Source organism: Peribacillus simplex (assembly GCF_030123325.1).
GTDB classification, from domain to species: Bacteria; Bacillota; Bacilli; order Bacillales; family DSM-1321; genus Peribacillus; species Peribacillus simplex_D.
Genome location: NZ_CP126106.1, coordinates 5,280,916 through 5,299,490 on the forward strand (window position 1 = coordinate 5,280,916; position 18,575 = coordinate 5,299,490).

Sequence of the window (18,575 nt, forward strand, 5' to 3'; positions counted from 1 at the left end):
TCATCTTCCTCTCCCCTTAAAACTCTCTTTCTTTCTATTTTAGATATTCCGCGTTTATCCCCATCTTTCCTACCAACTTCCTTACATTCTCTCTTTTTATTTCCGAAAGGCTGGAAAGGCGCAAGGACGGATTTTACTCGCACAAGGACGGAAAGTCGAATCATCCCGCGCATGGCCGAATTACATCCGCGAAATTGCCCCGATAAACATATCAAATGCAAAAACACCGATACAATGTATCGATGTGGCAGGTGAAGCTAGCTATTTGCAAGAATGTATTCAATCACTTTATCTGCATCGTCTGTATAAAAGAGGGCTTTATCAAAGTCATGGGCCGCCTTCGTTTCGGCTTCCATGTATTCAATCGGGGAGAGGAGACCAAAGAGCCTCTTCCATTTATGAGTTTTCTCCAGAAGTTTTCTTTCCCGTTTTATATCCTCTGGTATGAATTCATTAATGATAAAACATGGGTCGGAAAATGAAGGATCCTGAAAACGTCCGTTCAAGGCTCGCAATTTATCCCGATCCCATTCCACCCTTACCAAGTCCGATATGACCGAGACATTTTGGACCGAGTCAAGGATGCGTTTGGACAAAACATCATATTCTTCATCCTCCAACCCTTTATCCGTCATGATTCCAACACAATACCATTTTTCGTTATGATCAGGTTCTTCACTTTTCTTGAAAAACACTCTTCATCCACCTTCCTTACACGCTTTACATGTCCTGTTTAATACAAATCAACATGTCCGCCCACGTCATTTCACTATAACATGGAGAAATGGAGATGGGCGATAAAATATGAATGCTGCAGGAATGTTAGCCTGACATAAAAAAAAGATACCCTGAAAAAGGATACCTCCATCATTCTGGCTGAACAGCCAGTCCCCTTTGTTTAAACAGATATTCCAGAGCCTGCCTGAACGATAGAAAGGCTTTTACCCGATTTGCAAAATCAAGTTTGACGATCTCTTTCACGACATCAGGGGTAAAGCCGACAAAAATCGTTTCCGTACCCATCAACGCCAGTGCCCCCACTAATTGATCCAGCAGGGAGAGCATATTGTTTTCCTTCGTAAAGGTAATTCCCGAGAAATCCATGATCAATACTTCCGCATGCAAATCTGCACATTTTTGCAGTACAGTCGATTGCATCGACTCCATTCTCCAATCGTCAATGCGTCCGATCAATGGCAAGAGCAGCACATCCTTTAATACGGTCTGAACAATCGGGGTGGACAGTTCTTCCATGACTTCTTGGTTTTCTTTTATCTTCCGCAAAGAATCGTTTGCCATTGTGGCCATTTCTTTATAATGATTCACGTAACTGATACTCACACAGTGTATGAATTGGTCCAGGATTGCATCTATTATCGAGCTTGCCTTTAGCAGAATTTCAATGGAGTAATAGCGATTGCTTACCTCTTCTTCAATGAAACTCCAGAAAAGGTTACGTATCAGCTGTGCTTCCTCAATATTCTTATCCAAAGGAATGCCCATATCCACAATGCGCTTACCTATTACCATACCCGTTATTTTCATACTTTCCATCGCTTGTGCCTTTCCATGAATCAAGGCATCTGCATGTATTTGAATTAGCTTTGACCGTACCTCTTTACTCGTTTCAAAATCATAGAGCGGTTCCTCTTCTTCAAACAACTCGATATGCTCCACTAAGATATATTTAAATTTTTCAATTTTTTCACCGATCATTCTTAATTCTTCCATATGGACCTCCCATACAGGGCTTTTAACACATTTTATCAAATAATGAATGGTTAAGGATATAAAATCCTTCTATTACCAATATGATAATAGACGTTTACCCTTTTCTACATAAGGGTATTATCATATATGACTTGGAGGGATTATCATGAAAAAAGATCAACAAGACTTTGAATCTGAAAACATGAGCGATTTAGTCGAACTCATAAACAGTAAAAATAACAGCCGCAGAATCTTGGATGTACTTCGGCGTAATAAAAAGGATAAAAGCAAAACCAAAGATAAAAAATGAAAAAGCCCAGTCCAAAAAGGTCTGGGTTTTTGAGTGGATAAAAATAAAGAGCTGAGTTGCTTTATCAAGCAAATCCAGCTCTTCCGTCATTAAATATTGATTGCCTCTACCTTTTTCTCCGGATTTCCTTCACATGGTTCCCTTCAGTAGTAATATAGACTGTTTCATCAATTTTGTATGTTAAATAACGGTCACAATCAATTTCCAACGTTTTCCCATTGTTGAATTTCATTGCGCAATTGGATCCCTCTTCGGTTTCCGTCACATCAATGACTTCGTTCGTCTTAAAACCGATTGCCTTGCCATCGGAGAAATGAGGATAGTATTTTTCAACAATCTCCACCTTTTCCAATCTTCCCGGACTTGTTAAGTATACAACGAATAATATAATTAAAACGGCTATTAACCCAATGAGAATTACTGCTTTTCGTTTCACTCTATCTATTACCCTCTTCTCTTATCAATCTATTATTCAATATCCATTTTCACTAGATTATATTCAGGATTCCAGAAAAACATGATAGAAAAGAACATTTTATTTAAACGGTTTTCACTTTTCCAGCCATCATCGCACAAACGGCGGCCAGGATGATCAGAATGGATACAGCCGAGATGACCCCTCCCCAGCCGAACTTCATCAGGAATAAACCGCCTGATGCCCCCACTACACTTGATCCCGCATAGTAAAACAGGAGATATAAAGCCGATGCTTGTGCCTTTTCACTCTTATCAGCCAACCTTCCGACCCAGCTGCTCGCAATTGAATGAGCTCCAAAAAAACCAAATGTAAACAGTGCAAGCCCCATTATTTTAAGCAAAAGCGGATCCAATAAGGTTAAAAGGGCACCCATCAGCATGATTGCGATTCCGATAAGAAGTACATGTTTTCGACCATATTGATCGGCAAGCTTGCCCATCCATGTTGAACTGAATGTCCCCACAAGATAGATGATGAAAATGAAGCCTATCAATGTTTGTGATAAATGATATGGCGGTCCCATTAAAGGTATGCCGACAAAGTTATAGACGGTAACGAACGAGCCCATTAATAGGAAGGCCATGCCGAATAAGAGTACTAGCCTGCCATTCCTTAAGTTATTGATAAGGGATGTTTTGATTCTCGAAAATGAGGCCCCTACACGGATGGCATGCTGCGAAGGAGGAAGCATCCACCAAAAAGCCAGACTGATGATCAAACTTAAAGCCCCAAGGCTTCCAATCGCTATGTTCCATGAGAAATGGTCGGTCAGCACCCCGACAATCAGCCTGCCTGCCAATCCGCCGATACTCGAACCACTCACATAGATCCCCATCACATAGCCCAGGCTTTTCGGATGGAACTCTTCATTGATATAGGCCATCGCAATTGCCGGGAAACCCGCAAGCACCGCTCCTTGAATCGCCCGTATTGCAATAAGGATGTATAGGTCATCCTGGATGAAACTCACGCATATGGATAACAATGCAGACAGAGTGAGGGCCGTCCCCATTATTTTTTTCCTATCGATATTTTCTGAGAAAAAGGAAACAAGCAATAAACAGATGGCAAGCGTTCCTGTTGCGAATGATAATGTAAGACTTGCCATTGCAGGAGAGACTCCGAATTGCTTTGCGAAAACCGGAATGACCGGTTGGGTACTATACAGATCCGCAAACGTTACAAAGCTACCAAGAAATAAAGCCAAGATTGTTCTCCTGAATGATTTACCAGCAGGCTCGATATAATTCACTTTTGTTCAGACCCTTCACTATTTAACTTTCCCCCTATGTTAATACGAACTTCCCGAGTTGTCTATTTCGCCACTTTTGGCCAAAGGGAAAGTTTTGTTCCAAAAATTCACAAAAAACCCTTCACTGCATGCAGTGAAGGGTTTTTCATTAATATGAACGTTCATCATCCCGTTCACTTTTTTTAAGGAGCCAGTACACTGGCATACCTATGATGAGGATGATCACCGAGTACAACGCATTTAAAGGTGTATCGATTAAAGTGCTTACAACAATGTATATTGCTCCAGCAATCGCCACGATGGGGATGAATGGGTAAAACGGCACTTTATAAGTTTTCGCATCCGGATCTTTTTTGCGTAAGATGAAGACCGCGAAGAATGCTAATCCATAAAAACAGAAGACAGAGAATACAGCCATATTGGTAAGTTTGTCAGGGTCTGTTGCAACCATCATGATAATGGCAATGATCACTTGCAATACCGTAGCATTTATTGGCGTTTTAAACTTAGGCGATATTTTCCCGATTTGTTTATGGCCTGGCATCATTTTATCAGTCGCCATCGCCAAGGTAATGCGCGGAAAGGTCAAAAGCTTTCCGTTCAAGCAACCGAAGATTGAAATCGCTATTCCGATTGATATCAATTTCCCGCCCAATTCACCAAAGAGGAGCGTTGCCGCAACATTCGCTGCATTCGTACCATGAGCTATGACTCCCTCCGCCCCCAATACATGAAGCATGGCAAGGTTCACAGCCAAGTAAGCGACCATGACCACGACTAATCCCGTTATGATTGCACGCGGCAATGTTTTCTGCGGGTTTTTCATTTCCCCAGCCATGAAGCCGACATTCATCCAGCCATCATACGCCCAGAGCGTAGCCAAAATCGCACCGGCCATACTGATTTTCATTGAACTTTCACTATCGATATTGAATACAGGCATATCACCTTGTGCGATACCGAACACCGCTATGAAAATGATGGGGATCAGTTTAGCAACGGTCGATAAAGTTTGTATGATACCGCCGTATTTTGTCCCCAGAAGATTCATGCCCGCTATAAATACGATCGTAAAAATCCCTATCGCCAAAGTGTAGCCAGAAGCGATATTAAATATTCCGGCGACTAATAACCCGAAGTATAAACTGAGTGCGCCCATGACTGCAGGTCCATATACCAATGTCTGAACCCAGCCGCATAGGAATCCCCATGCTTTTCCGTACACTTCTTCCATATAAACATATAAGCCTCCCGTTTTAGGGATCCGTGTACTCACTTCCGCAATCGTCAACCCGCTTGCAAGGGTGATCAAGCCGCCTATCAGCCAAGCTAATAAGGCCATGGTTGAATTACCGCTTAACTCAAGCACGTCACCAGGTCTCATGAAAATACCAGAACCGATAACTGTACCAACTACAATTGATGTTCCAACCCAAAAGCCAATCGTTTTCTTCAATTGGTCATTTCTCATGATGTCCTCCCCAGGTGTACACATGTACTTTATTTATACTAAAATTATATCATATAAATTATATGAGAATAGTTTATGAAATCATTTGAATATTACAAAAAATACCCAAACACGTTGGTATCACTACGCTCAGGGAGCTTTTTTGCTTTTATATTTTTTTTACTAATTATATTTGAAACTGCACTAAAAACCGAATATTTTTTTATTATCAAAAGAATTTCCGATAATTAACTCGATAATTACGAATTAAAAACACCAAAACTAAATTAACGTTCGTAATTAATTTCCTGGGATTCCGGCTTTTTTTTTAGCCAAAAAAAAGCCACCCCGAATCAACGGGGTGGTTCCTCTCCTATTTCACGCTTCATTTCGTATTACCAAATAATGAATAGCAGCACAACCGCCAAGACGATCCGGTAAATGGCAAATGGAGTCAATTTCACTTTATTGATTAAAATCAAGAAAAAGCGGATACAGAATAACGCAAAGATAAATGCACTGATGAAACCTGCGATAAAGAATGGCAGAACTTCAGGCGTGAAGAATTCCCAGTATTTCACGATTTTCAACAGACTGGCACCAGCCATGATCGGCACTGCCATGATGAACGTGAAATCGGAAGCAGCGCGATAGCTCATTCCTAAAAGAACTCCTCCGGAAATGGTTGAACCTGAACGCGAGAATCCCGGCCACAGTGACAAACATTGAATTAACCCTACACCGAAAGCTTGTTTATAAGTGATTTGGTCAACCGTTTCTGCTGTCAGCTTTGGACGGAATTTATCCGCAGCAATCATCAAAAACGCACCAAGGAACAATCCGACGATAACCGTCTTCATCGTAAATAAATGTTCGTCAATGTAATCTTCGAATAATAGACCTAAAACGCCTGCCGGCAGCAATCCGACAAAGATCTGCAATAGGTTAAGCTTCGGGCCGCTCGCAACGGATGTGCCCTTCAGCTTCCTTAAACCAAGCAAGTCCATGAACCGTCCCCAGAAGAGCACGACAACGGCGAGTATCGAACCAAGCTGGATGACCACCTTAAAGGCATTGGCCACTTCACTCCCGAAAAGCTCAGTTGATTTCAGCCATAAATCATCAACGATGATCATATGCCCTGTAGACGATACAGGAGCAAATTCAGTTAATCCTTCTACAAGACCAAGGATAACCGCAACAAAAATTTCCCACATATTCATTTTATTCACCTCATATTTCGAACACCTATTTATGGAAATACCATATGTATTTTACTCGTTGTTTAAAATATTGTCTATTAAACATTGCTGAAACAATTCAGTGATACGTGTATGATAGGGTTCAAGATAAAGTTTAAAGGGGATGTGATGATTTTGCAAAACATACTTATTTTCGCCCATAGGGGGTCCAAGGGGACGCATCCTGAAAATACCATGGCCGCATTTCAAAAGGCGGCAGAAAACGGGGCCGATGGGATCGAGTTCGATGTCCATCTCAGTTCTGATGGGGAATTGGTCATCATCCATGACGAAACACTTGATCGAACGACCACCCTTACCGGTTATGTAAAAGAGCATTCGGCACAAAGGCTGAAAACGGCTGATGCCGGGAGCAAGTTTTCCAAGGAATTCCTTGGGGAGCGGATTCCTTTTTTAATGGACGTTTTCGACTGGGCTAAGGGAAATGCTTTATGGATGAATATCGAAATCAAAACGGATAAACTCGCTTACGAAGGAATCGAACAGAAGATCATTGATTTAATTCGTCAATATCAAATGGAAAAGCGGGTGATCCTCTCTTCCTTCAACCATCAATCCATTGAAAAAGTGAAGATGCTTGCCCCAGACCTTGAACGTGCATTATTGTTCGAGGGGCTTCCTGAAAACTATGAAGAGATTTTACGTGATAAAAAAGAAGCGGGTTTTCATCCGGATAAAAACAGCCTGACCCCGGAAGTTAATGAAAAAGCGAAAAAACTTGGATATAAAATCCGGCCTTGGGTCGCCAATGATGAAGCCGACATCGTCAAGCTGGCAGAGTTGGGAGTCGACGTCATCATGACCGATTACCCTGAAAAGGCAATCAAGATTTTAAAGGCATGGCAGTCACATGCCTGAACAATGCGAAAGAGAAGGAGCGATGCTCCTTCTCTTTCAAATCCATATTTATTCAATTAATTAACGAGAAAAGTTTGAACCGCCTAATTGTTGTTCAGCCATTTGAACCAAACGTTTTGTGATTTCCCCACCAACAGATCCGTTAGCGCGAGAAGTAGTGTCAGCACCTAGGTTTACACCAAATTCACTAGCGATTTCATTCTTCATTTGTTGTAGGGCTTGTTCTGCACCAGATACTAAAAGTTGATTGCTGTTATTGTTGTTTGCCATGTGTTTTCACCTCCTACTAATATTAATTAGCATTTTAAGCTTAAATTATTATTGCCAATTTATTGAATTTTTTTGTTTAGGATCCTCTCAATCCTAAGCTCTTTATCATGAATTTCTTTTTATGCTCATAAACTGTTAGGAAACTTTCAGTAGGAGGGAAAAGAATTGCAAATACATGTGGTTAGGCCAGGCCAGACGTTATATGGCATCGCCCAGACATACAGCGTAACCGTTGACAGGCTCGTCGAATCAAATAAGATCCCTAACCCAAATAATCTTGTTTCGGGGCAGGCCCTTGTCATTCCAATCGTCGGCAGTTATTATTTCGTTCAACCGGGTGATAGTTTATATTCGATATCTCAAAGAGTTGATGTCCCTGTTCAAGAATTGGCAAGAATAAATGGCATTTCCGAAAATCAAATCCTATCCGTTGGATACCGGCTCTATATTCCGGCACGAAAGAAAAGGACCGCCGAATTCAACGGTTATGTCGAGCCGCGGGGTACATCGGTTGCACCGGCCCTTGAAACGGCCGCCAGGGAAGCTGGGCCCTATTTAACCTATTTAGCCCCTTTCAGCTTCCAGGCGCTTCGTGACGGTTCCTTAAAAGAGCCTTTGCTCAATGAATTCCCTGCCATCGCCAGAGAAAATAAAAATGTCCTGATGATGGTCATCACAAATCAGGAAAATGATCAATTCAGCGATGAGCTTGGGCGAATCATTTTAACGAATACTTCCGTTCAGAATAAGTTCCTGAACAATATCGTTACAACGGCAAAGAAATATGGATTCCGGGATATTCACTTTGACTTTGAATTTTTAAGGCCAGCCGATAAAGAAGCGTATAATCAATTTCTCCGAAAAGCCAAGGAACGATTCAAGAAAGAAGGATGGTTCATTTCCACGGCACTTGCCCCTAAAACAAGTGCAGAGCAAAAAGGCCGTTGGTATGAGGCACATGACTATAAAGCACATGGTGAAATCGTCGACTTCGTTATCATCATGACTTATGAATGGGGATATAGCGGAGGACCGGCAATGGCTGTGTCACCTATCGGACCTGTTCGGGAAGTTCTCGAATATGCCGTCACCGATATTCCCTCCAACAAGATCCTGATGGGGCAGAATCTATATGGCTATGATTGGACCCTGCCTTTTGTACAGGGATCCACTGCCAGGGCCGTGAGTCCGCAGCAGGCCATCCAGATTGCGGCGGCCAATAATGTGGCCATCGAGTATGATGAAACCGCCCAGGCCCCGCACTTCAACTATACTGTAGAGGATAGGCAGCATGAAGTGTGGTTTGAAGATGCCAGATCCATTCAGGCAAAATTCGATTTAATCAAAGAACTGAACCTGAGGGGAATGAGTTATTGGAAGCTCGGCTTAGCCTTCCCTCAAAACTGGCTGCTCATCAGCGATAACTTTAACGTACGGAGAAGGGTCTAAAAAAAGATGAAGGAATACCGAAACGCAAACGGGCATATAATCAATCATCGAGCATGAAGTCCAGTTCAGGATACGTGACTCAACCATAAAAGCCTTCCGACATCATCTGGAAGGCTTTTATCATTTACCCTAAAATTTCCAATTTCCATCATTCAAAGTTTGTCTGGCCGCACCCTTATGAGCCAAGCCTTTTTTGACCATACTAAAAGGAACAGCTTAAGGGATGTGAAAAACATGATTCGAATCGGTCCATACACCAGCATCGTTCCCAGATTTCCGCGTTTCATCAGATTGCTTTCCACCATCGCATTATTTTTACTTTCATTCGGGGTCTTGATACACTTTGTGGAGCCAGAGAGATTCCCTACGTTACTTGATGGCATCTGGTGGGCAATCGTGACTATGTCAACGGTGGGTTACGGAGATTTCACTCCCGTGACAAGTCTTGGAAAAGTCATTGGAATTGTCCTCATTTTGTCGGGCGCCGGCCTGATTACCTCTTATTTTGCGTACATTGCAAAGATTTCCATTTCCAATGAACAGCAATTTCTATCAGGAAAGAAAGTATTCGGCGGCGGCGGTCATATTATCATTGTGGGTTGGAATGGCCGTTCCCAGAGAATCATCGAGAACATTCATGATCGTAAACATCATCAATCCATTGTCCTTATAGATGATACACTGCAAAAGCACCCGCTTCCAAGAACGAATATCCACTTTATCCAAGGAAAAGCTACATTGGATTCCGTTTTGCAGAAGGCAAATGTAAAACAAGCCATACGCGTCCTGATCACGGCTGACCTTAAGCAAGACGAGCTGCAAACGGATATGTTCTCGATATTAACATTACTGGCAGTCAAAGGGCTGAATCCTCATGTATATTGTCTTGTGGAAATATTAACGCAGGAACAAAAGGAAAATGCTTTACGGGCAGGGGCGGACGGTATCGTGGAAACGAATAAATTTGCGAGTGAATATATGCAGGATTGCTTATCGAAGGGGATCCTTGCGGAAGCCGAAGAGCAAAGTGAACGGGATGGATTGAACATCAAGCAGCTGACCATCCAGGATGACTGGGTTGAATTGACGTTTAAACAGTTGAAAGTTAAGCTATTCGATCAAGACATTTTATTGGTCGGCATCATTTCAGGAGGCAAGAAATTAATCAAGCCCCCTGGAGATGTAATCATACATCGTGATGACACCTTGCTCATCATTGAAGATTAATGTAATAAAAGCTTTTCCAAATCACGGACAAGCGCTTTTCCTAATGAGATATAGTTTTCCGGAAATTCGGCATCCGGATCTTCAGGCTCGGCAAACTGATTGAAGGAAGCGGAGAGGTTTCCGATATTTCCTTCATCATCCATCCCGTCCTCATACTTATGAGATAACAAAAACGGTTGTAATAGTTCGACCATTACCCCATCCTTATCGAGTGAACCATCAACAGCCTTGAAAGGGACTCGCAAGAATTGGTAGCCATCACTGTCATCAATCTTATAATCAAAAGACCCGTGGTCATAATCCCATCCCCCGCCTATCACATATCCTTCCGGCTTTAACTTCGTCTCCAGATCGAACAAACCGAATGTTTTCCCTTCCAACTGAGAAGAAATTTTAATCATTGTATAAAACCTCTTTCGCTAATTTTCTATTAGCTTAACCAAAGTGCCTTAAAAAAAACCCGGAATGCCTCTATTGTTCCCTCGATTGGCGTAAGGTCGGCTTCCAAGCCATGCTTTTGTGAAGTTTCCCTCTCTTCGTCGCTTCCTTGATGGCACTGCTTTAGCTTTCAACAAAAAAAGGCATCAAGCAGGATGTTATTCCGGCTTGATGCCTTTTATATTATAAGCGCTGTTCGAGCTCCGCTTTTTTCTTTTCATAACCCGGCTTTCCTAAAAGGGCAAACATGTTCACCTTATAGGCTTCCACTCCAGGCTGATCAAATGGATTTACACCCAGTAAGTATCCGCTCATTGCACAAGCTTTCTCGAAGAAATATACAAGGTAGCCAAAAGTATAAGCATCGAGCTGGGGAACCGTTACGATCAGGTTGGGAACGCCACCGTCCGTATGGGCTAACAGCGTACCCTCAAATGCTTTATCATTCACGAATTGCACCGTTTTGCCTGATAGGTAATTCAGGCCATCCAAGTCATTGGCCGCTTCTTCAATCAAGATTTCATGACGGGCCTTTTCCACTTTGATGACTGTTTCAAAAAGATCACGCCGTCCTTCCTGAACATACTGCCCCAATGAATGCAGGTCAGTCGAGAAGTTAGCCGATGAAGGGAATATCCCTTTTTGATCCTTTCCTTCACTTTCCCCAAATAATTGTTTCCACCACTCAGAGAAATATTGAAGTCCAGGCTCATAGTTTATCAGCATTTCAATCGTTTTCCCTTTATTGTATAGGATATTCCGAACTGCAGCATATTGGTATGCCTGATTCTCGCCTAACTCGGAAGAGCTGAAGTCCACCCTGGCGCGCTCGGCTCCCTCCATGATTTGATCGATATCCGCCCCGCTGACCGCAATCGGAAGCAGCCCTACAGCCGTTAAGACCGAGTAACGTCCGCCAACATCATCAGGAATGACGAAGGTTTGGAAGCCTTCCTCCGTCGCTACCGTTTTTAATGCACCCTTCTCTTTATCAGTGGTGGCATAAATGCGGCCCTTAGCTTCTTCAACGCCGTATTTTTGTTCCAACAGCTTCCGGAAAATCCTGAAAGCCAGCGCAGGCTCCGTGGTCGTACCGGATTTAGAGATGACATTGATCGAGAAATCCCTATTTTCCAACAGGTCCATCAAGTCCTGCATATATGTAGAGCTTATATTATTACCCACAAATAAAATTTGCGGTGCATTTCTTTTATCCGAAGGTAAAATGTTATAAAAACTATGTTGAAGCATCTCAACTGCTGCCCGCGCTCCCAGATATGATCCACCAATTCCGATAACCAGCAGCACTTCTGAATCTTCTTTTATTTTGGCTGCCGCTTTTTTGATTCTTGAGAACTCTTCTTTATCATAATTGGCGGGTAAATCAAGCCAGCCAAGATATTCATTGCCTGCCCCTGTCTGCTCATGCAGGGAATGGTGTGCCACTTTTACAGCATCCTGTAAATAGGTAATTTCATGCTCCCCGAAAAACGGCAGGGCTTTTGAATAATCGAAACGAATATGGGCCATTCAAATTCCTCCTTGAATTCTTAGTTTCCCTTTCACTTTATCTGATGTAATTCTCATAATCAAGAAATCGATCAAGTAAATAATGAATTATGCATATAAAGTAATCTCCCACCTGACAAGGCGGGAGAAAGGATCATATCACTTGTTTATAATGATGCCCGTAAAATGGCAAGGACATCTTCACGGTTCAGGACTTTGAATCTTCCAAATTCCCCTCTGCTCATCGCTTTATCAGCCATGACTTCCAATTGTGAGTCATCGATGCCATAATCCGAAAGATTGGTCGGCGCCCCTAAGCTGCTCCAAAATGACCTAAGTCTTTCAATGCCTTCAAGGGCCGCTTCCTCATCTGTCTTACCTTCAGGATCTACATGGAATACACGGACTGCCACTTGTTTAAAGCGTGCGACATTTTCATGCAGCACATGCTTCATCCAATTTGGGAATAAGATGGCCAATCCGCCTGCATGCGGGATGTCATAAACAGCTGAAACGGCATGTTCAATGTTATGCGTTGCCCAATCACCGCTGTAACCGACCCCAAGCGACCCATTCAAGGCCAGGTTTCCGGCATACAGGATAGTAGCCCGGTGCTCATAATTCTCCAGGTCTTCCAATAGTTTAGGTGCCGTTTCAATCACCGTCGATAACAGCGATTCACAAAAACGGTCCTGAAGCGGCGCATGCGTTTCCGGATGGAAATAAGTTTCGAACACATGTGACATCATATCGACCATTCCGTATACCGTTTGGTCTTTCGGTACTGAAAAGGTATTTTCAGGATCCAAAATGGAGAATTGCGGAAATACCAATGGACTTCCCCATCCATATTTCTCTTTCGTTTCCCAGTTTGTTATGACAGATCCGGAATTCGCCTCAGAGCCGGTTGCAGCTAAAGTCAGCACCGTTCCGAATGGAAGCGCCTCTTCGACTGGTGCCTTCTTAATGACAAGATCCCATGGATCCCCCTCATATTTAGCACCCGCAACGATGGCCTTTGTAGCGTCGATGACGCTTCCTCCCCCAACAGCAAGGACAAAGTCGATACCATGCTCTTTACAAAGATCAACACCTTTCCGGACTGTCGAGATGCGTGGATTCGGTTCAACTCCGGAAAGTTCGTGCACCTCTGCATCGACCACTTTCAAGGTATTGACCACTTTTTCATATAAGCCATTTTTCTTTATGCTTCCTCCACCATATACAAGTAAAACTTTATCACCATACGCAGGAATTTCAGTTTTTAGGCTTTCAAGCTGACCTTTCCCGAAAATGACTTTAGTAGGATTTTTATATGTGAAATTCTCCAATGGTATCTCTCCTTTAATGCCACATTGACTCCGTTTTTGAATGATCGACAGAGCCAAGTGCTAGTTTTTCTTTTATTCATTATGACCAATGTTCCATTTAAATACAAAATATCCGCCCGGAACTTTTGAGTGGATGTATATTTACATGATGAAAAAGCATGATAAGTAAAGAACTGATTTTTTCAAAAAGGAGGCTGTACAATGAGTGGAATACAAAGAACTGCACTTGTTCTTACAATAATTGGGGCAATCAACTGGGGATTAATAGGATTTTTCCAATTTGACTTGGTCGCTTCGATTTTCGGAGGGCAAGATGCTGGAATGGCCCGTATCGTTTATGGATTGGTTGGAATTGCCGGTCTCATTAATCTTGGTCTTCTCTTTAAACCAAGCCCTGAAATTTCCAGAGAGCCTGAAACTAAACCGACTCGTTGATGTCATCGACATTGTTTATGCTTTATAAAATAAAGCCGGACCATGGATAAACACATGACCCGGCTTTATTTCATTCATATGCCCAACTGCCGTCCATGAAATGGACAAAAAAAACCGGCTGATCGAAGATCTGCCGGTTCCCAAAATTATTTTTTGATTAAGTCTTCGCGTTGAGATTGTTCGATCCACTCTTGAAGTTTGTCTTTCAATGTGTTGAAACCTTCAGTAGATTCGATGTGAGATGTCGCTTTAACAGAAGCTTGGCGTTTTTTCGGAGCTTTTTTCGGAGCTTCAGTACGCTCAGGAGCTTCTTCTGTAGCGCGGATCGATAAGCCGATTTTTCCAGCAGCTGAATCGATGGAAAGCACTTTAACTTTCACTTCATCGCCCACTTTTAAATGTTCGTTGATATCTTTAACGAATCCGTGAGTAATTTCAGAAATATGAACTAAACCTTGAGTTGAATCATCTAGAGCAACAAATGCACCGTATGGTTGAATACCAGTTACTTTACCAGCAACTACCGCACCAATTTCGAATTTTTCAGACATGGTAACACTCCTATTTTATATATATTTTTTCGTCTTTTCACGCAATAAAAAATTATATCACATAATTGGAAAATAATCAAAGTTAAGTATACCATACTTTTTGGGATTTTACTCATTAAAAATGTTTGTTTTTTGGAAATAATAAATATTATAAGTTCTTTATTTATAACTTATCCTAAAAATTTGCAAATAACCTCTATTCCCCTTAAAATATTCACTCATTTTTCTAAAGATTGCAATAGTGTAACACTATCCAATTCCCTATAATCATAGTAAGATGAGAAAATGTTTTACAAAAAGTAATATACAGCTAGATATTCTTTACATCTAAAGGAGTTTTTCCATCATGTCAAAACAAGATCAATGGACTTCAAAACTTGGGTTCATCCTGGCAGCCGCGGGATCCGCTATTGGATTGGGCGCCATCTGGAAGCTCCCATATATGACTGGGGCAAATGGTGGAGGGGTCTTTTTCCTTCTCTTCATTTTATTCACAGTACTTATCGGTGCGCCGATATTAATAGCGGAATTCACGATTGGCCGCAATGCCCAGAAAGATGCCATTAGCGCATATAAATATATTGCCCCTGGAAAGCCTTGGGCGTTGATTGGATATGGCGGTGTCGTCGCTTCAATCATTCTTCTTTCCTTTTTCAGTGTTGTTGGAGGCTGGATCATCTCCTATTTAGCAAGAAGCTTTACAGGTTCTCTCTCAAACTTGACGCAAGAAGAATATGGTAACTTCTTCAATACGATAATCAGTGATCCATATGAAACGGTTATCGCTCAGTTATTATTCATGGTCTTTACCATTTGGGTCGTGCAAGGCGGCGTTTCCAAGGGAATCGAAAAGGCTAATAAATATATGATGCCTTCCTTGTTCATACTTTTCATCATTCTCCTTATCCGTTCCTTGACTCTGGATGGAGCGATGGAAGGTGTTAAATTCTTCTTGAAGCCGGACTTTTCCGCAATGACAGGGGAAACGATCCTATTGGCACTTGGCCAATCCTTCTTTGCACTAAGTGTCGGTGTTTCCGTGATGGTAACCTACGCATCCTATTTAAGTAAAAAAGAAGATATTACAAAATCGGCCTTTTCGGTAGTCGGGCTGAATATCTTCATCTCCTTGCTGGCAGGTTTGGTCATCTTCCCGGCTGTTTTCGCACTGGGTTTCAGCCCTTCAAGCGGGCCTGGACTGGTTTTTGTCGTGTTGCCTGCCGTATTCAATGAAATGGCGCTTGGCGGGATCTTCATGTTCATTTTCTTCATATTATTATTATTTGCCACCCTTACGACGGCATTCTCCATTCTCGAAATCACCGTTGCAGCCATGATCAAGGGTGATGCTGCAAAGCGGAAGAAGGCTTCTTGGATAGCTGGTATCACCGTTTTCCTGATAGGGATTCCTAGCGCATTATCATTTGGGGTGCTTTCGGATGTGAAGATTTTCAATTTATCCATATTCGATTTCGCCGATTATCTGACAAGCAATATCGCGCTGCCAGTCGGTGCCTTGTTCATATCCCTTTTCATCGGTTATCAAATGAAAAGGATCGAGGTACAAAAGGAGTTCGAATCCGGCGCAGATTCCGGCCGATCACTTTTTAAACTTTGGTATTTCCTGATTCGCTACATCGTGCCGATCATGATCATACTCGTATTCCTTAAGTCCACTAATCTCATTTAACATCCTACGTGCCGTTTCGATATTTCTCGATACGGCATTTTTTTCACAAAACCTACATATTCCGTGACTTACCTCAAGTAATAATATGGTAAAATAATGACATAAAGAAAATATATTTCCTGAAAAAGGAGTGTCTGACTATGTCAAATATCGCGAAGAATATCCGTCAATACCGAGAGAATCATAACCTCACTCAACAGGAACTGGCTTTGAAATTACGAATCGGTACGAAGAAGATAGAAAAGTATGAATCGGGTGAATCGGTTCCTGATACACAAACCATCCTACGGCTTTCCACCGTTCTTGACATTCCCGCTTCAGAATTCCTGAAGGACGCCCAAACTGGGAACGCTGCAGATATCGACGAGGACATAAAAAAACTGATTGAAGAAATCGGAACAAAAAAAGCGGAGCTCATTCTAAGAACAGCCAAGGACTTTAGCGAAGACCAAATTCTGAATGTTATGCATACTTTATATAATACACAAGCTTAATTCAAAAAAAGGTCGTAGTATGTGTATTTTTTTTCAGGGTACTGGATATACTATGATTAACACTTTCTATGTTAATCCATTAGATTAACTCTTTTTTCTAATTCCCCCTATGGAAAGGGATCCGGCTGCTTGGAACGGCCGGATCCCTATTTTTTTGCTTTTATTTGCAATGGTTCTTCATGAAACGTTCCATCCTTCTAAGCGCTTCTTGAAGCTGCTCCATGGAGGATGCATAGGAACAGCGGATATGACCTTCACCGCTTTCCCCAAACACATCACCCGGCACAACGGCTACAAGTTCTTCCGTCAGAAGTTTTTCAGCAAATTCCATTGAAGTCATCCCCGTTTTCTCGATTGAAGGGAATGCATAAAAAGCCCCGCCAGGATTATGGCAATCCAGTCCAATCTCGTTAAATGATTTCACGATATAATTTCGCCTTCTCCGATAACTGCGACGCATTTCCTCCACATCCTGCATTCCGTGCTTTAAAGCTTCCAATGCAGCATGCTGCGCAACGGTCGGCGCACACATCATCGCATATTGATGAAGCTTAAGCATCGCCTCGGAAATTTCCTTAGGTGCACAAACGAACCCAAGACGCCAGCCAGTCATCGCAAACCCTTTCGAAAACCCATTGATGACGATTGTCCGCTCAAGCATGCCGTCAATGGCAGCAAAAGAAGTGAATGTCTCATCATAAGCAAGTTCTGCATAGATTTCATCGGAAATCACCAGTAAGTCATGCTTTTTAACGATGTCAGCAAGCATCACTAATTCTTCCTGCCCAAGTTGGGTTCCCGTCGGGTTATTCGGTGAACAGATTAAAACGGCCTTCGTTTTAGGCGTGATCGCCGCCTCGAGTTGTTGGGGAGTCAACTTAAAGTCATCTTCCTTGGATGTTTGGACCGTGACCGGTATTCCCCCTGCCATGGTCACAAGCGGTGCATAGGCGACGAAACAAGGTTCGACGACAATGACTTCTTCACCCGGATTCAAGATGGTCCTCAGGGCAATATCGAGGGCTTGGCTCGCTCCGACCGTGACAATGATTTGATCCTCCGGTCTATACGAAACATGGAACTGCTTCTCCATATACCCGCTGATTTCCGACCTTAATTCATATAATCCAGCATTGGCGGTATAAGAGGTATACCCTTCCTCCAAGGAGTTGATCGCCGCTTCCCTCACTGCCCAAGATGTAACGAAATCCGGTTCACCCACACCAAGGGAGACGACCCCTTCCAAATTGGCTGCCAAGTCGAAAAAGCGGCGGATGCCTGATGGTTTAAGCTCTGAAATCGTTTTTGAAACATAACTCGTTTTAATCATGGTGACACCACTATCCTTTTATCTTCTTCAGTTTGTTCGAAAATTGTGCCATCATGCTTGTATTTTTTCATAATGAAGTGAGTCGTCGTAGAAATGACGGAATCCAGTGTCGAAAGTTTCTCCGAAACAAAGCTTGCCACTTCGTTCATCGAACGTCCTTCGACAATGACCGAAAGATCATAAGCCCCAGACATTAAATAAACGGACTGGACTTCTTTGAATTTGTAAATCCTTTTTGCGACCTCATCGAAACCGACGCCGCGTTTTGGAGTGACTTTTACATCGATCATCGCTGTGACACCGTGGTATTCATCCACTTTAGCCCAGTTAATGACTGTTAAATAACGGACTATGACCCGCATATCTTCTAATTTCTTCAATGTAATTTCAATGTCCGATTCTGATTGATCGGTCATTTTAGCCAAATCCTTCATATCAATCCGGCTGTTATTTTCAATGATTCTCAAGACTTCCAATTCCTCTTCATTCAAGTGCATTGGAAAACCCCCCTTTTGGAATTCACTAATTTAG

20 protein-coding genes are annotated in these 18,575 nt (G+C 42.4%); 7 read left to right on the top strand and 13 right to left on the bottom strand.

What is annotated here, in order from left to right:
- Nucleotides 1-257 precede the first annotated feature (257 nt).
- Nucleotides 258-695, bottom strand: a complete 438-nt coding sequence (locus QNH43_RS25150; RefSeq protein WP_283916139.1) for a hypothetical protein — start codon at nucleotides 693-695, stop codon at nucleotides 258-260.
- A gap of 172 nt (nucleotides 696-867) precedes the next feature.
- A complete protein-coding gene (locus QNH43_RS25155; RefSeq protein WP_283916140.1) occupies nucleotides 868-1,731 on the bottom strand; it encodes an STAS domain-containing protein in 864 nt (287 codons plus the stop codon).
- A 145-nt stretch (nucleotides 1,732-1,876) separates the two neighbouring features.
- Between QNH43_RS25155 and QNH43_RS25160 the strand changes: the two genes are divergently transcribed.
- A complete protein-coding gene (locus QNH43_RS25160) occupies nucleotides 1,877-2,020 on the top strand; it encodes a hypothetical protein (RefSeq protein ID WP_179086062.1) in 144 nt (47 codons plus the stop codon).
- 106 nt (nucleotides 2,021-2,126) lie between these two features.
- Here the strand turns inward: QNH43_RS25160 and QNH43_RS25165 are convergent, their stop codons facing one another.
- The 4 genes from QNH43_RS25165 to QNH43_RS25180 form a co-directional block, all read right to left on the bottom strand.
- Complete coding sequence (locus QNH43_RS25165; RefSeq protein WP_251436962.1) at nucleotides 2,127-2,456, bottom strand: hypothetical protein; 330 nt, start codon at nucleotides 2,454-2,456, stop codon at nucleotides 2,127-2,129.
- 103 nt (nucleotides 2,457-2,559) lie between these two features.
- Complete coding sequence (locus tag QNH43_RS25170) at nucleotides 2,560-3,750, bottom strand: MFS transporter (RefSeq protein WP_434060144.1); 1,191 nt, start codon at nucleotides 3,748-3,750, stop codon at nucleotides 2,560-2,562.
- A gap of 148 nt (nucleotides 3,751-3,898) precedes the next feature.
- Nucleotides 3,899-5,221, bottom strand: a complete 1,323-nt coding sequence (locus QNH43_RS25175) for an APC family permease (RefSeq protein ID WP_283916142.1) — start codon at nucleotides 5,219-5,221, stop codon at nucleotides 3,899-3,901.
- Nucleotides 5,222-5,595: 374 nt separating this feature from the next.
- A complete protein-coding gene (locus QNH43_RS25180; RefSeq protein WP_283916143.1) occupies nucleotides 5,596-6,423 on the bottom strand; it encodes an undecaprenyl-diphosphate phosphatase in 828 nt (275 codons plus the stop codon).
- Between the two features lie 153 nt (nucleotides 6,424-6,576).
- Here QNH43_RS25180 and QNH43_RS25185 point away from each other — a divergent pair, with 153 nt between their 5' ends.
- Nucleotides 6,577-7,320: a glycerophosphodiester phosphodiesterase gene (locus QNH43_RS25185; protein WP_283916144.1), complete on the top strand. Its 744-nt coding sequence runs from the start codon at nucleotides 6,577-6,579 to the stop codon at nucleotides 7,318-7,320.
- 60 nt (nucleotides 7,321-7,380) lie between these two features.
- Here the strand turns inward: QNH43_RS25185 and QNH43_RS25190 are convergent, their stop codons facing one another.
- Nucleotides 7,381-7,590: an alpha/beta-type small acid-soluble spore protein gene (locus QNH43_RS25190; RefSeq protein WP_034310322.1), complete on the bottom strand. Its 210-nt coding sequence runs from the start codon at nucleotides 7,588-7,590 to the stop codon at nucleotides 7,381-7,383.
- 165 nt (nucleotides 7,591-7,755) lie between these two features.
- On the opposite strand from QNH43_RS25190, the gene QNH43_RS25195 reads away from it, so the two are divergent.
- Together QNH43_RS25195 and QNH43_RS25200 are read left to right on the top strand one after the other, a co-directional pair.
- Nucleotides 7,756-9,039: a glycoside hydrolase family 18 protein gene (locus tag QNH43_RS25195; RefSeq protein ID WP_283916145.1), complete on the top strand. Its 1,284-nt coding sequence runs from the start codon at nucleotides 7,756-7,758 to the stop codon at nucleotides 9,037-9,039.
- A 234-nt stretch (nucleotides 9,040-9,273) separates the two neighbouring features.
- The gene (locus tag QNH43_RS25200) at nucleotides 9,274-10,266 is read left to right on the top strand and encodes a potassium channel family protein (RefSeq protein WP_283916146.1); all 993 of its coding nucleotides are present in this window, start codon (nucleotides 9,274-9,276) and stop codon (nucleotides 10,264-10,266) included.
- Here QNH43_RS25200 and QNH43_RS25205 read toward each other — a convergent pair.
- The 3 genes from QNH43_RS25205 to QNH43_RS25215 all read right to left on the bottom strand — a co-directional run bounded on the left by QNH43_RS25205 (nucleotide 10,263) and on the right by QNH43_RS25215 (nucleotide 13,544).
- On the bottom strand, nucleotides 10,263-10,667 hold the full coding sequence (locus QNH43_RS25205) for a YugN-like family protein (RefSeq protein WP_076368103.1): 405 nt from the start codon (nucleotides 10,665-10,667) through the stop codon (nucleotides 10,263-10,265). The two genes, QNH43_RS25200 and QNH43_RS25205, sit on opposite strands and share 4 nt — an antisense overlap.
- A gap of 220 nt (nucleotides 10,668-10,887) precedes the next feature.
- Nucleotides 10,888-12,234, bottom strand: coding sequence for a glucose-6-phosphate isomerase (locus QNH43_RS25210; protein WP_076368104.1), 1,347 nt, complete (start codon nucleotides 12,232-12,234; stop codon nucleotides 10,888-10,890).
- A 146-nt stretch (nucleotides 12,235-12,380) separates the two neighbouring features.
- Nucleotides 12,381-13,544, bottom strand: a complete 1,164-nt coding sequence (locus QNH43_RS25215; protein ID WP_283916147.1) for an iron-containing alcohol dehydrogenase — start codon at nucleotides 13,542-13,544, stop codon at nucleotides 12,381-12,383.
- A gap of 201 nt (nucleotides 13,545-13,745) precedes the next feature.
- On the opposite strand from QNH43_RS25215, the gene QNH43_RS25220 reads away from it, so the two are divergent.
- Nucleotides 13,746-13,979, top strand: a complete 234-nt coding sequence (locus QNH43_RS25220) for a DUF378 domain-containing protein (protein WP_076368106.1) — start codon at nucleotides 13,746-13,748, stop codon at nucleotides 13,977-13,979.
- A gap of 146 nt (nucleotides 13,980-14,125) precedes the next feature.
- Here the strand turns inward: QNH43_RS25220 and yugI are convergent, their stop codons facing one another.
- Nucleotides 14,126-14,530, bottom strand: coding sequence for a S1 domain-containing post-transcriptional regulator GSP13 (yugI, locus tag QNH43_RS25225; protein ID WP_063234086.1), 405 nt, complete (start codon nucleotides 14,528-14,530; stop codon nucleotides 14,126-14,128).
- A 346-nt stretch (nucleotides 14,531-14,876) separates the two neighbouring features.
- On the opposite strand from yugI, the gene QNH43_RS25230 reads away from it, so the two are divergent.
- Nucleotides 14,877-16,220 carry a sodium-dependent transporter gene (locus QNH43_RS25230; protein ID WP_283916148.1) on the top strand — a complete coding sequence of 448 codons (1,344 nt, stop codon included), beginning with the start codon at nucleotides 14,877-14,879 and terminating at the stop codon, nucleotides 16,218-16,220.
- Nucleotides 16,221-16,360: 140 nt separating this feature from the next.
- The gene (locus QNH43_RS25235) at nucleotides 16,361-16,714 is read left to right on the top strand and encodes a helix-turn-helix domain-containing protein (RefSeq protein WP_283916149.1); all 354 of its coding nucleotides are present in this window, start codon (nucleotides 16,361-16,363) and stop codon (nucleotides 16,712-16,714) included.
- Between the two features lie 160 nt (nucleotides 16,715-16,874).
- Here the strand turns inward: QNH43_RS25235 and QNH43_RS25240 are convergent, their stop codons facing one another.
- Nucleotides 16,875-18,044: an aminotransferase gene (locus QNH43_RS25240; protein WP_283916150.1), complete on the bottom strand. Its 1,170-nt coding sequence runs from the start codon at nucleotides 18,042-18,044 to the stop codon at nucleotides 16,875-16,877.
- Nucleotides 18,041-18,541 carry an Lrp/AsnC family transcriptional regulator gene (locus QNH43_RS25245; protein WP_076368110.1) on the bottom strand — a complete coding sequence of 167 codons (501 nt, stop codon included), beginning with the start codon at nucleotides 18,539-18,541 and terminating at the stop codon, nucleotides 18,041-18,043. Before QNH43_RS25245 ends, QNH43_RS25240 begins: the two co-directional genes overlap by 4 nt.
- Nucleotides 18,542-18,575: the final 34 nt, after the last annotated feature.

Excerpts from the sequence above, each read along its gene's own strand:
- yugI (WP_063234086.1), bottom strand. The coding sequence starts at position 14,530 with ATGTCTGAAAAATTCGAAATTGGTGCGGTAGTTGCTGGTAAAGTAACT.
- QNH43_RS25220 (WP_076368106.1), top strand. The coding sequence starts at position 13,746 with ATGAGTGGAATACAAAGAACTGCACTTGTTCTTACAATAATTGGGGCA.
- QNH43_RS25180 (WP_283916143.1), bottom strand. The coding sequence starts at position 6,423 with ATGAATATGTGGGAAATTTTTGTTGCGGTTATCCTTGGTCTTGTAGAA.
- QNH43_RS25160 (WP_179086062.1), top strand. The coding sequence starts at position 1,877 with ATGAAAAAAGATCAACAAGACTTTGAATCTGAAAACATGAGCGATTTA.
- QNH43_RS25200 (WP_283916146.1), top strand. The coding sequence starts at position 9,274 with ATGATTCGAATCGGTCCATACACCAGCATCGTTCCCAGATTTCCGCGT.
- QNH43_RS25175 (WP_283916142.1), bottom strand. The coding sequence starts at position 5,221 with ATGAGAAATGACCAATTGAAGAAAACGATTGGCTTTTGGGTTGGAACA.
- QNH43_RS25235 (WP_283916149.1), top strand. The coding sequence starts at position 16,361 with ATGTCAAATATCGCGAAGAATATCCGTCAATACCGAGAGAATCATAAC.
- QNH43_RS25155 (WP_283916140.1), bottom strand. The coding sequence starts at position 1,731 with ATGGAAGAATTAAGAATGATCGGTGAAAAAATTGAAAAATTTAAATAT.
- QNH43_RS25190 (WP_034310322.1), bottom strand. The coding sequence starts at position 7,590 with ATGGCAAACAACAATAACAGCAATCAACTTTTAGTATCTGGTGCAGAA.
- QNH43_RS25230 (WP_283916148.1), top strand. The coding sequence starts at position 14,877 with ATGTCAAAACAAGATCAATGGACTTCAAAACTTGGGTTCATCCTGGCA.
- QNH43_RS25240 (WP_283916150.1), bottom strand. The coding sequence starts at position 18,044 with ATGATTAAAACGAGTTATGTTTCAAAAACGATTTCAGAGCTTAAACCA.
- QNH43_RS25205 (WP_076368103.1), bottom strand. The coding sequence starts at position 10,667 with ATGATTAAAATTTCTTCTCAGTTGGAAGGGAAAACATTCGGTTTGTTC.
- QNH43_RS25245 (WP_076368110.1), bottom strand. The coding sequence starts at position 18,541 with ATGCACTTGAATGAAGAGGAATTGGAAGTCTTGAGAATCATTGAAAAT.
- QNH43_RS25210 (WP_076368104.1), bottom strand. The coding sequence starts at position 12,234 with ATGGCCCATATTCGTTTCGATTATTCAAAAGCCCTGCCGTTTTTCGGG.